Source organism: Gracilibacillus salinarum (assembly GCF_022919575.1).
Taxonomy (GTDB): Bacteria; Bacillota; Bacilli; order Bacillales; family Amphibacillaceae; genus Gracilibacillus; species Gracilibacillus salinarum.
The window spans coordinates 4,370,231-4,383,474 of the sequence record NZ_CP095071.1 but is presented as its reverse complement, the minus strand read 5'-3'; the positions used below and the strand labels follow the sequence as shown (position 1 = coordinate 4,383,474).

The following is a 13,244-nucleotide window of genomic DNA, read 5'->3' as shown; positions in this document are numbered from 1 at the left end:
TGAATCTACCTATCAAATGGATTATGTCAGCTTCTTAATGGTGATTTTGAAAGGATTCATGTGCTAGGATACCGCTCCAGCCAACCACTTCGCGTCCTGCGGGGCACGGCTGAAGCTAGGCTACTACTTGCGTTACTTCTTAGCTGCCTTGCACCGAGGAAGCCTACTTCGAAGCATTACTATTAGACACAGGTGTAGACGTTGTGGAGCTTCAGCACCTGCATAATCCCGCGGGAGTCTACGTGGTTGGCCTACGCTAGGATGTTTGCTCTACAACTTTTGGAATTGCTAGCATATTGATCACACCATAAATATCAGCTTTTGAATAACATAATGCCTAGAACCACTGCTTTTAGCTGTTCTATACATTGTAGCACTTCCCTAAAGCGTAGGAAATAGGCGGAGACTCCTCATGCCTCAGCGCGAGCTGAAGATCCACTTATTTGTGCCTGTGTCTTCTAGTATCGCTTCGAGGTAAGCCTCCTCGGCACTAGGCAGCACAGATGTTATTTCAAGTAGTAGCCTTGCAGACCGCTGTGCCCACAGGACGCGGAGCCTATTTCCGGAGCTTTGCAACGCAGATAAAATATTTCAAAATGACCGTTTTGCCATACAGCCTTAGTTGACATAATCCATATCATAGGAACCTATCTTCCTATTCAGCATGATTACTACTACGACTGTACTTATATACTTTCTTTGCTTACAAAAAATGCATCACAGGTTATGTGATGCATTATGTAGAGCGGTTGGCGATTTGATGGATGAGGACGGCATTGTATCCGCCACCGAATCCGTTATCAATGTTTACTACACTAATACCGGATGCACATGAATTCAGCATTGTTAATAACGCGGACAATCCATTGAAATTTGCACCATAGCCGACACTTGTCGGTACGGCAATTATCGGGTGCGATACTAAGCCGCCAACAACGCTTGGTAAAGCTCCTTCCATACCTGCGATGACGACAGAAACCGTAGCTTCTCGGATTTCATCAATATGTGCGAATAAACGATGAATCCCTGCAACTCCTACATCATAGAATCGTCGGACTTCAACACCACAGGCTTCAGCAGTTTTGGCTGCCTCTTCTGCAACTGGCAGATCAGAAGTGCCAGCACAAACAATCGCGATATAATCATTAAATTTTTGTTCAAATGCCTTATTCTTCATAAACAAAGTCTTACTGATTTCGTCATATTGAAACGCAGGTAAAGCTGACATAACCGCATCTGCTTTACCTTTTTCCATTCTGGTAATAAAAACATTATCACCTTTCGACAACATTGCCCGGGAAATATCGATAATATGAGAGGCTTCTTTTCCTTCGCCAAATATTACTTCCGGAAAGCCTTGTCGTTTCTTGCGATGATGATCAACCTTGGCAAATCCGAGGTTTTCAAAAGTTGCGAGCTGTTGCTGTGCATCTTCAGGTGACAGCTTCCCCGCTGCAACTTGCTTTAAAATATCTTCTAACACATGTATCACATCCAAAGTGGGCTATTTAAATTTTATTGGCCACTTTTGGGTGCTTTATGGCCACTTTCGATGATTTAATGGCCACTTTTCACTCTTTTATGGCCACTATTTCAGTTTTTATGGCCACTTCCCCGCGTTTTATGGCCACTTAGAAATATTTTTCAATATCTTTTGCTAACTGCTGATATTTCTTAAAAATTACTTGGTACGTTTGATGTTTCTCCATATCAGGCTGAATGACCTGATCAATCGGAATGTTTGCTTTAATTTCTTCAAAGGATTCTGCTTTTTCAATCGCAACAAGTGCCGTCCAGCTTGCTCCCCATGCTGCACCATGATGAGTGTCAGCTAATTGTACTTCTTGACCAAAGACATCTGCCAATATCTGTACCCATAGTGGAGACTTGGAAAGACCACCGTTAACCGAGATACTTGCAGGAGGTCCAGCGATTTCCTCTAGAGATTGACCGATTTGATAAATATTAAACACAATACCTTCTAAGACAGCACGCACTAATTGTGGCCTGCGATGAGTCACACTAAGACCATAGAAATTACCTCGTGCTTTCTGGTTCCATACAGGCGCTCGTTCTCCATTAACATAAGGAACAAAGAGTAAGCCATCTGCACCAATGGGAGCAACTTCAGCACCTGCAAGAAATTCTTCATGGCTACCTTCAAATTCCATCATTTCCTTTAACCACTGTAATGCAATCCCGCCATTATTAGTTGGACCCCCAATAATGGAACTGTCCTTCGTAAAAGCATAGCTAAAAGTTTCTCCATTATCATTCACATGTTGACCACTGATAAGCTGACGGATCGCGCCACTTGTTCCAACAGTAACCGCTACTTCTCCTGCCTTAATTGCACCATTACCTAAATTAGCTAATTGACCGTCTGCTGCACCGATAATTAGTGGTGTTCCCTCAGGCCACCCAAGTTCATCTGCAATTTCAGGTCGCAATCCATTAACACGCTCTGTTGGAGCAACAATATCAGACAACTGACTGCGATCGATACCAGCCAATTGTAATGCCTCTGGTTCCCAATCGAGTGATTTTACATTCATCAACCCTGTTGCTGAAGCCATTGAATAATCGACAATGCGAGATCCGAACCAGTTAAACAACAAATATTCCTTCCAAGACATAAAATAACTTGCTTTTGTATAAGGCGCATAGTTATGTTCTTTCATCCATACCAGTTTAAACAATGGTGACATAGGATGAATCGGTGTACCAGTCTTACTGTAAATCCGCTGTTTTATCTCCGAATCCAACTGTTCAACAATTTCACTGCTTCTGCCATCAGACCATATCGACATGTCTGATAATGGATTACCGTCCTGATCGACACAGATTAACGAATGCATGGCACACGAAATACCAACAGCCAAAACTTGCTGCTGTCTAGTGGATGCAAAAATATCAGTAAGTACTTGTTTCGTTCCTTTCTCTATTTCCTCCGGCTTTTGTTCCACAAAATCCGCATCCGGGTAATAGGTTTGAATAAGCTGTTCTGCTTCCGCTTTCACTTTCCCCGTGAGATCAAAGGCTACTGCTTTGACACTAGTTGTTCCAAAATCAAGTCCAATTACTACTTCCTCCATAATGTCCTCCTTGACCTACAATACCGAAAAGCTTTGGATCGTCTCCAAAGCTTTTCTCCTGTTATGATAAAGCGCGGTTCATACTACCGCTCTTATAACCCACCAAATCCATTGTAACAAATTTATAGCCGTAACTGTGAAGTTTTTCTGTAACGCGTTGATGATTAGCTAACAGTTTCTGCATATCCTGAGGTTCTACTTCAATTCTAGCAATCTCATCATGTGTGCGGACACGAACCTGTCGCATACCGATCGTTTTCAAGAAGGCCTCTGATTTCTCTACTTTTGTTAATTTTGCTTTCGTGATTGTTTCCCCATAAGCAATTCTAGAGGATAAACAGGCAAAAGATGGCTTATCCCATGTAGGAAGCTTCATCTCTTTGGACAGATCACGAATTTCATCTTTAAACAAACTCGCCTCCTGCAACGGACCTCTTACCCCTTGCTCTTTCGCTGCCCGCATACCAGGACGGTACTCACTCATATCATCTGCGATTACACCATAGACAATATTCTGATAGTTTTTTGCTTTCATAATCGGTACAAGATGATCAAACAGACTGTTTTTACAAAAGTAACAACGGTTTTTGTCATTTTCCGTATAGCCAGGAATCGCAAGTTCACTCGTCTCGATCACCTGATGGTTCGCACCGATAATGTTCGCCAGTTTCTTTGCTTCTTCTAATTCACTTGTTGGATATGTTTCAGAATCAGCTGTCACAGCTAGGACATTCTCTTTCCCTAACGTATCAACTGCTACTTTTAGTAAAAAGGTACTGTCGACTCCGCCTGAAAAGGCAACTACCACCTTCTTCATTTCCTGGAGAATAGAAACTAACATTTGATGTTTTTCTTCGTGCATGTCCCGTCTCCCTCCTTCATATTGCGATTTCCTTTATTATATCGTCATACTTCCGAAGCCACCATCCACACGCAACAGCTCCCCTGTCACAAAACCACTCGCTTTATCAGATGCTAAATATACAGCCGCACCTTGCAATTCCTCCGGTTCACCAAAACGGTTCATCGGTGTATGCCCCATAATCGAGTTAATCCGTTCTTCACTCAAAATTTTGCGGTTTTGCTCGGCTGGGAAAAAGCCTGGTATTATAGCATTTACCCGTATGTTATGTGGTGCAAATTCACGTGCAAGATATTGCGTTACACTGTTCATTGCAGCTTTGGATGCCGAATAAGTAAATACTTTGGAAAGTGGTGTCGTCGAAGATACAGATGAAATATTAATAATGCTACCGCCGCGTTGTTGTTCGACCATTTTTTTCGCAAAGATTTGTGTAGCAAAGACAACCCCCTTCAAATTAACGTCCATAATATTGTCCCATTCTTCCGTCGACAGTTCCAAGTATGGTGTCGTGCTGTTCATACCCGGTGCGTTCAGCAAAATATCCCATCCGCCGGACCACGCTTCAATTTCATCAGCTATTCGTTCAACCGTTGCCAAATCGCTTACATCTGCTTGAAATGCTTTTGCTTCTCCACCAGATGCTTCGATCTCCTTTACTACGTCTTCAGCTGTATTCAGATTACGTCCTACGATCGCTACCTTTGCACCTTGCGCTGACAATCCTTTCGCAATCGCTGCTCCTAACGTACTATTTCCTCCTAACGCTACTGCTACTTTTCCCGTTAAATCAAATAAATGACTCATGAATTCGTTCCCCTTTCTTTTTTTATAATAAATCGCCTTCAGCATTGAATGTCCAATCAAACAAATCAGAGCGTTTCTCCAAGTTTTGATGCGCTTCCACATCTGCCAGCATATTTTCTGATACTTCGATTTCACCAATTTCTAACGTATTCTTGATCCGTACCACTCTTGCTTTGGTAAAGTCGAGAATATTACACGTTTTAATTGCTGCCTGGATTGCTGTTTTTTGATTCGGCATTGCAGTCGAAATATGTGTTGGCCCCACTACTGTTGAAGTCAGGCCATTTGCATACGTCGCCTCACGATTCATCTTATCGACTAATCGCTGGGTCGTAAAATCTGCAGTTCCGACACCGTTTGCGTTCCCTTCTGTTTCCTCAGTGAGATCGAGTACCACCATTTTCGTAACCTCTGGTCCTCCGTATGCATATGGTGTTGGGTAACGTCCCGTAATGTTGGGGTCCATTCCATCCCCACTTATGTTCTTCCCAATCTCATCGATAATCAGCACATCAATCTGATCGAAAAATAATTTCGGTAATGATTTTTTTGCTAATTGTTGTAAATCAGGTTCTCGTTCCTCGATTTCTTCTGGTAAAAGTACTTCCAACTTTGCCACTTTATCAAAGGCATTCTCTACCGTCGCTACCGCAAATAGAATTGGCATCTTATCCAATATGATTTTTGCCATCGCCGGAACATGCTCTGCCATATGTTTAAACCCTAACTGATGACAGGCTTCTGCACCTTTCTGTTTCCCCAAACCGATACTGATCATTTTCATAATTCCACTTTCAACTGGCCCTCTAAAGGCTGTATGCGGTTTCACTCGGTTGATAACTACTATCCCATCCGCTTCTGAAGCAAGTTTATCAACATAAATCGGCAGGCCATTATCTAATTGATCAATTTGGATGACGTCCATCGATGAACGAATTTCAGCCCCGACAACTTCTTCTTTTACTCCGAGATGCTCAAGTACTGCTTTTTGTCCAGGGCCGGTTGCACCTCCGTGGCTTCCCATACATGGCACGATAAATGGAATTGCGCCATGCTCCTTCAGGTAGTCGATTGTTACTTTTGTTGTTTCTACGAGCCGATCAAGTCCACGGCTGCCAACCGCCACCGCAACTTCCATCCCTGGTGTGATATTATTCTCCAAACCTTTTTGATTTAATTGCTGGGATAAAACAGCACCTAGATCATCTATCTGCTCATCATTAAAAGACTGCTTTACCTTTGCCATTTTCGGAATTGGAATATGTTCAACAAGCTCATGCAAAATTCCCATTTTTATCACTCCTTTGTATACTCAATCTTTCACAGAAAATTGTTGGCCACATAAATGACCAAGGTAACAGTAAACATACTAGCTATTGTAGAAAAAAGTACGGTTTGTGCAGCTAAATCTGGATGACTTTTGTACTCCTCCGCAATAACAGCACTATTAACGGACGTCGGCATAGCTGAAGCAATCAATAATGCTTGCGCGATGACACCGTCTAGACGGAACAATAAAATAATTAAAAAAGCAATCACTGGTCCGCCAATCAATCGAATTGACATACTCGCATAAACCGAATATAAACCTCTTTTAAACTTAAATCTTGCCACTTGCGCCCCTAATGTCATTAAAGCGAATGCTACCATTGCATCTGCAATATAGTTGGCAGAGACCCAGATCGGATCCGGTATTGGTACATTCCATGCATTTAACAAGACACCCGCCAGCATGGCATATAACACCGGCATTTTGAAATAGCCTAAGGCCGCCTTCCATTTTCCATCTTTTGCTGCTCGTAATGAAAAAATCCCATAGGAAAATAAAAATATATTCTGCAGCGTTAAAACAATTACCTGTATTGACATCGCAAAGGGATCACCACGAAAGACCAGGTCATTAACAGGGACGCCATAGTTACCAGAATTGAAAAACATAACACTGTTGGCAAAAGTGGTACGTTTACCACCTTTAATCGACATAATTCTGGCTACTATAATAGCGATTACATATAATACCACTACTAACAGAACAAAAAAACCAAATACGTGTAAAAATAAATCGAAGCTGAATGTCGCTTCATATAAGCGAACGAAAATGAAAGCCGGAACAAGAAAATAAATATTTAGTTTCGCTAATGTTGCTAAATCTAGTTGAAATTTAAGATGTAAAGTAAACCCAATTGCTAACAAAATAAATATAGGGAGGATTACATCTTTAAAAATGACAAGAAACTCTGCCAAATAAAACCACTCCCTCGCAAAATAACAACGTTGTTATTTACTATATTATCATACACATACTAAAAAAGGAATGCTGTTTTTATTTTTTTCTTCCAATTATGGCTTAACATGTGCATAAACTGAAACAGCAATATGTTAAACAAATTAAAAGCCTAAAATAACAGGATATGTGCTTAAACAAGAATCATGCTATCTTTGGCTTTTATCTTGTTCTGTATGGATATACTGTGAAGTAACATCTACAGCGGATCGAGAAAAAGTGTGAATCAGATGAATAGGAAAACTTTTTATTCTAATTTGGTCATTTTGATATTTTTAATGTGTGTGGCAAAGCTCCGGAAATATGCTCCGCGTCCTGTGGGCACGGCTTCAGCTAGGCTACTACTCGAACAGCATCTTTGCTGCCTTGTGCCGAGGAAGCTTACTTCGAAGCGATACTTGCAGACACAGGCACAGACCAAGTGGATCTTCAGCTCGCGCTGATTCCACGGGAGTCTCCGCATATTTCCTACGCTTAAAAGAAGTTCTACAACGTATGGAACAGCTAAAAGCAGTGGTGCTAGGCATCTTTCATCATAAAAATAAGAAAGAAAACTTGAGGATAGCACTCTGTATACTAGCTCCGATATCCGTTGTAGAGTACAAAACATAGCGTATGCCAACCACGGAGACTCCCGCGGGATTGTGCAGGTGCTGGAGATCCACAACGTCTGCACCTGCGTCTTCTAGTAACGCTTCGAAGTAGGCTTCCTCGGTGCAAAGCAGCAATGAAGTAATGCAAGTAGTAGCCTAGCTCCAGCCGTGCCCCGCAGGACGCGGAGTGGTTGGACGGAACGGTATCCCAGCACATTATCTATTTCAAAATGATCTCATCGCTAAAGTCTTTTTACTTCGCAGTTTGCTTCTACTTCTTATTGCTTTTAACTTGAACAGTATTAATCTTAATTGTTCGTTTTCTAGCTTACTCACTTATATTATGTCCGCGCCTCTCATGATCCATCGCGCTATTTGGTTACATCAATAGCTGCGGCTTGTGCTTTTAGGCATAATTCAGCAGCTTTGAATGCGTGCTTTTGGGTCATTGCATTTTCGGTGCGGTGAATACAGTCCTTGATTAATTCACCGAAAAACGGGAAACCGACCTTACCATTCAAATCAAAATGCTGCTCGCCTTTTTGATCGACTAAGTACAGTTGATTACCTCCCTTTCCAGTGGCTAAATCAACATATTTACGAATTTCAATCATGCCGTCTGTTCCAATAATAAAGGTACGACCGTCACCCCAGTTACTTAATCCATCTGGTGTAAACCAGTCGACTCGGAAAAATTGCGTTGCACCGTTATCCCCTTTTAGTGTCGCATCACCATAATCGTCAAGTTCAGGATAGTCAGCATGATTATAGTTTCCAATTTTACTATGCAATACTTCTGCATCCTCACAGCCTGCGAAGAATAGAAACTGTTCAATCTGATGGCTGCCTATATCGCATAAAATACCACCATATCTGTCTTTCTGATAAAACCAATCCGGACGGCTAGGCGCATTCAGACGGTGTGGTCCGAATCCGGTAATCTGAATTACTTTACCAATAGCACCTTGCTCGATTAATTGACCGGCAAATACAGCACTTTCCACATGAAGACGTTCGCTGAAGTATACCATATATTTTTGGCCTGTTTCTTCTACGACTTTCTTAGTCTCCTCTAATTGCTCCAATGTCGTAAATGGTGTTTTGTCTGTAAAATAATCCTTACCAGCACGCATTACACGATTTCCAAGCGCACTGCGCTCAGATGGGATTGCTGCAGCTGTTACTAACTGCACTTCCATATCTTCTAACACTTGTTCGACAGACTCAGCTTGTCGTGCCTGGGGGAACTTCTCTAAAAAGCGATCTACCTTTTCCTGGTCTGGATCATAAACCCATTTCAATGTTGCACCTGCTTCAATAAGACCGTTGCATTGACCAAAGATATGACCATGATCTAAGGCAACTGCCGCAATCACAAATTCCCCTTCTTTGACAACCGGATTTGGTTTTCCTTTTGGTGCATAATTCATGCCGTCTCCATTACTCATGGCAAATTCCTCCTTAAAATCTATCATTCTATACTCTATTGTAAGTGTTTTCAGCCAATGTTCCAATTAAAACCAATCAGCGTAACCCATTTTTCTCAAATTTTCTGCCGAATCGTGTAAACAATCGTAGGGATCACGACCATATGTGTCATCCTGTTCAATTAAAAAGTATTGCGCGCCTGCTTCAATGCTCGCTTCTATAATTTCTGGCATATTCAGATTTCCTTCGCCCACTTCGGCAAACTCTATTAAATTGGTAAATTTGTGAAAGAAGTTACTCATATCTTTAAAATCTTCGTCAGTTAAACGCAAATCACCAATCCGGTAATCTTTTAAATGAATCAATGCGACCCGGTCTTTATATTGTTTAATAAAAGAAGCCGGATCAACTCCAGCGCGATGAATCCAATGCACATCTAATTCAAATCCTAACTGGCTTGTATTTTCTTTCATCAGATCTAACAAAAAGGTACCGTCAATCCGTTGAAATTCAATATGATGTGTATGATAATAAAGCTGAATGCCGTCATTCGCTAATTTATGAGCCATCTCTTCCGCCTGCGAAATGAATGCCATAATTTTTTGTTTATCTCCCATTTTGGTAAACGGTAACATTCCGATCCTTATAAACTGACAATTCAACATCTTGCAATCGGCGACAATTTTGTCATAGTCATCTAGTAAATTTTCTTGTTCACGTCCTGGCATCATTGGCTCTAACGGTGCACTCACAGCTGTAATATCGATATCGTAATCTTCGCTGGCCCGCTTTAATTCACGTACATTCTCTTCCGTCATCGGAATCTGGGAAACCTCGACTGAGCGAAAGCCTAGTTCATGTAATTTCTTCATTGTTTCATATGCACCATATTGTTCAACCTTGTGTTTAAGCATCATCATCTGTACACCTATTTTTGCTGTTGTCATTGGAATACCTCCATATTAATTTTTTCTTTTCGTTCAGAGGATTGATAAATCGCATCAATCATTTCCATCGAAATAAGCCCGTCGCTAGCATGAATATAATCAGAACCGTCCGTACTAATTTGCTGATAAAACTGATTGATTAATTTCGCATGACTTGCTCCATAGTAAAATTTACTCCCTGGCAATTTCCGGTCTTCTGCAATCTTTATTTTTTCTCCGTCATCTTTGGCGATGGTTAGTATACTGTCCTTAATCGTCAACTTCGCCTTTTCTAAAACAACCTGAAATTCGACAGATGAATTCTGCGCATTCGATATCGTAGCAAAAAACAATCCTGTTGCCTGATTCTCAAATGTAATATAAGCAGTTGCTGTATCTTCAATATCATGACCGTAATCCAATAATTGATCAACAGATCCTCTGATGGCGTCAATCTTCCCACCAATTAATTGCAATAAATCGAGCGTATGAATGGATTGATTAATCATCACCCCTCCACCTGCTGTTTCCATCGATCCTCGCCAAGGTTTTTCCTTATAATAGGATTTCGGCCTGTGCCATGTTACGATTCCTTTTAATCCTGTCACAGCACCGTATTCTCCACTACTAACAACTGTTTGAAGTGCCTCAACTGATTCGTTTAACCGATTTTGCAAATTGACACAAATTTTGACCTGTGGGTATTGTTGTTCCAAGGAAGCAATCGCACGACTATCGGTCAGTGTATGTGCAAGTGGTTTTTCAAGAATAACATGAATACCCTTCTCTACAGCCGCTTTGGTTACCTGGTAGTGCAAATGGTGTGGGAGACAAATATGCAAACAGTCTAATCGTTCCTCGTCTAACATCTGTCGATAGTCCGTATAAAAGGATGTACCCGGAACATTGCGTGCACACTTCTCATCGATATCACAAACTGCGATAAGCTCCACCTCGGATTGTTGCTGGAGAATCGGAATATGAACTTTTGAAATATCACCGAGCCCAACTACTCCTGCTTTTAACATCAGCCAGCCCTCTCTTCTCGTCTATTTTTCTGATGCTCTCCGTTTTTCTAATTCCCGTACATATAACTCTTCATCAATTGGCAAGTTGATTTCCTGATTCAACCAGCTTGACAAGTGCATGGCGTTTGCCAATTCAACGCCATTAATGCCATCGCTTCCCGGCGCAATTAAAGGCGTATCATCCAATATATTTGCAGCGAAGTTCTCTAAAACAGCTAAATGCTGTCCACCCCAGACGCTATCGAATTCCAATATTTCTTCCTCATAAATAGCTTCAGGACCTTTTCCTCTAAATAACGTCATCATATCCTGCATCGACATTGAATTGCTCATTTCACGCTCTGGCTTGTGCAGACGCTTCAGGGTGATTTTTTTACTATCGTCTACTACTATTTTTCCTTTATCACCTAATATTTCTAATCGATCCGTTCCCATCACATCATGAGTACAAGTAACAAATACGCCTGTTGCACCATTTCCATAATCAACAATTGTAGTAACATCGTCTTCTACCGGGATATTTCGTTGATAACCATATTGCGCCTTTGTATACACTTTTTCTGGCATACCGCACATCCATTGCAATAAATCTATTTGGTGTGGTGCTTGATTTACGAGAACACCCCCACCTTCTCCATCCCAAGTAGCTCGCCAGGAACCTGCATCATAATACCCTTGTGGACGCCACCATGTCGTTATGATCCAATTTGTTCTTCTAATTGCTCCAATCTCACCGTTATCAATGATTTCCTTCACTTTTTGGTAAAGTGGATTGGTCCGTTGATTAAACATAATTGCGTAGGTTAGTGCAGGCTTTGTCGCCGCATACTCATTGATTTCTCGTACTTGCTTTGTGTATACGCCTGCAGGTTTTTCTAATAACGCGTGAATATCACGTTTCAGAGCTTCGATTCCCATCTCTGGATGCAAATAATGCGGTACACACGTAACAATGGCATCAACATTACCGCTATCTAGCATCTCTATATAGTTTTGATAGAAGGGTACTTCCGGATATTCAGATTGTGCACGTTCTTGTTTGGCTGCATCAATATCACAAATTGCACCTATTTCTATGTTACGGATGCGCCCTTCTTTAATAAAATTGGCATACGCTCCACCCTGCTGACCTAATCCAATAATTCCTAATTTAACTGTTGACATCATTCATCACTCCTTATATATATTTCAAGGCGTTCCTGCCGATAGCTTCTCGCAGTCATACCAACATGGGATTTGAAGAATCGGCTAAAATGTGAAACGCTTTCAAAACCACATTCATTTGCGACTTGTTCCAATGTTTTGTCTTCTTCTACCTCAAGCAAGAATTTAACTTGCTGTAATCTTGTAGCCATTACATACTCCATCACGGTATAGCCTGTCATCTCTTTAAAGACATGGGACACATAAGATTTACTTAAACTCAGTTCATCTGCAATTTTTTGAATGGTTAATTTTTTATAGAAATAGGTTTGAATATAACTGGCAATGGTTTCCGCATGATAGGCTTTGTCGTGCTTATGGTTCACCTGTTTTTGCGAAGATACTTTTCCCAACCGGTTCATGAAGATAAGCAATTGAGAAAGCATTGTCTTAATCTCCCATATTTTTTCTTCAGGTGGAAGCTGCTGGTCCACATAAATGGCTCGCATGCTTTTGAACTGTGCTTCGATTGAACGGCTATGTTCTTCGTTCGTCGGTCGAATTAAACAATGGTGAATAGAACGGAACACATGAAGTAAGCTGCTGGCATTGATCGAATCCAATAACGGTTCAATAAACTCCGGTGAAAAATGAATATGACTGCGAATGTATTCACTGCCGTCGGGTACATTTGGCTTATGCAATGCAAGCCCATCCATTAATAAGATGTCACCAGGTTGCAAATCATAAATTTGATTATGAATCAGATAGCGGCATACACCTTTATGAAATAAAAAAATTTCATATTCTTGATGTGAATGTGCTCTGATATTGGAAAACTGCCCTTCTATCCGGTAATTAATCATTACATTATCTGTCATCTCATCACCTTAATTTCTTCATAGTCTTATTTTATTGTAAACGATTAGATAATAAAATGGCTAAAAATGCTTGATTTTTTTGTTTTTTTGACTCAGAGTGCTTTTTACTTAAACAGTCAGAAGACATTAATTGTTAGGTAGTTCAGGTGTCAGACAAAATATGTATAGAATGACACTTATTTTCTAAAATATCTTCA

11 protein-coding genes are annotated in these 13,244 nt (G+C 40.9%); all 11 read right to left on the bottom strand.

What is annotated here, in order from left to right:
- Positions 1-736: 736 nt before the first annotated feature.
- Complete coding sequence (gene larB / locus MUN87_RS20515; RefSeq protein WP_244743594.1) at positions 737-1,483, bottom strand: nickel pincer cofactor biosynthesis protein LarB; 747 nt, start codon at positions 1,481-1,483, stop codon at positions 737-739.
- Positions 1,484-1,631: 148 nt separating this feature from the next.
- A complete protein-coding gene (locus tag MUN87_RS20510) occupies positions 1,632-3,095 on the bottom strand; it encodes a gluconokinase (RefSeq protein WP_244743592.1) in 1,464 nt (487 codons plus the stop codon).
- 61 nt (positions 3,096-3,156) lie between these two features.
- Positions 3,157-3,957 (bottom strand): ATP-dependent sacrificial sulfur transferase LarE, encoded by an 801-nt coding sequence (larE, locus tag MUN87_RS20505; protein WP_244743590.1) that lies wholly within the window; start codon positions 3,955-3,957, stop codon positions 3,157-3,159.
- Between the two features lie 36 nt (positions 3,958-3,993).
- Positions 3,994-4,764, bottom strand: a complete 771-nt coding sequence (locus MUN87_RS20500; RefSeq protein WP_244743588.1) for an SDR family oxidoreductase — start codon at positions 4,762-4,764, stop codon at positions 3,994-3,996.
- A gap of 22 nt (positions 4,765-4,786) precedes the next feature.
- The gene (locus MUN87_RS20495; RefSeq protein WP_244743586.1) at positions 4,787-6,055 is read right to left on the bottom strand and encodes a nickel pincer cofactor-dependent isomerase, group 22; all 1,269 of its coding nucleotides are present in this window, start codon (positions 6,053-6,055) and stop codon (positions 4,787-4,789) included.
- 29 nt (positions 6,056-6,084) lie between these two features.
- Complete coding sequence (locus MUN87_RS20490; protein WP_244743584.1) at positions 6,085-7,008, bottom strand: AEC family transporter; 924 nt, start codon at positions 7,006-7,008, stop codon at positions 6,085-6,087.
- Between the two features lie 1,004 nt (positions 7,009-8,012).
- Positions 8,013-9,089 (bottom strand): Gfo/Idh/MocA family protein, encoded by a 1,077-nt coding sequence (locus MUN87_RS20485; protein WP_244743577.1) that lies wholly within the window; start codon positions 9,087-9,089, stop codon positions 8,013-8,015.
- 66 nt (positions 9,090-9,155) lie between these two features.
- Complete coding sequence (locus MUN87_RS20480; protein WP_244743575.1) at positions 9,156-10,016, bottom strand: sugar phosphate isomerase/epimerase family protein; 861 nt, start codon at positions 10,014-10,016, stop codon at positions 9,156-9,158.
- Complete coding sequence (locus MUN87_RS20475) at positions 10,013-11,023, bottom strand: Gfo/Idh/MocA family protein (RefSeq protein ID WP_244743572.1); 1,011 nt, start codon at positions 11,021-11,023, stop codon at positions 10,013-10,015. The genes MUN87_RS20480 and MUN87_RS20475 overlap by 4 nt, the downstream gene beginning before the upstream one ends.
- Positions 11,024-11,044: 21 nt before the next feature.
- Positions 11,045-12,187, bottom strand: a complete 1,143-nt coding sequence (locus tag MUN87_RS20470; protein WP_244748036.1) for a Gfo/Idh/MocA family protein — start codon at positions 12,185-12,187, stop codon at positions 11,045-11,047.
- Positions 12,187-13,047 (bottom strand): helix-turn-helix transcriptional regulator, encoded by an 861-nt coding sequence (locus MUN87_RS20465; RefSeq protein ID WP_244743570.1) that lies wholly within the window; start codon positions 13,045-13,047, stop codon positions 12,187-12,189. Before MUN87_RS20465 ends, MUN87_RS20470 begins: the two co-directional genes overlap by 1 nt.
- Positions 13,048-13,244: the final 197 nt, after the last annotated feature.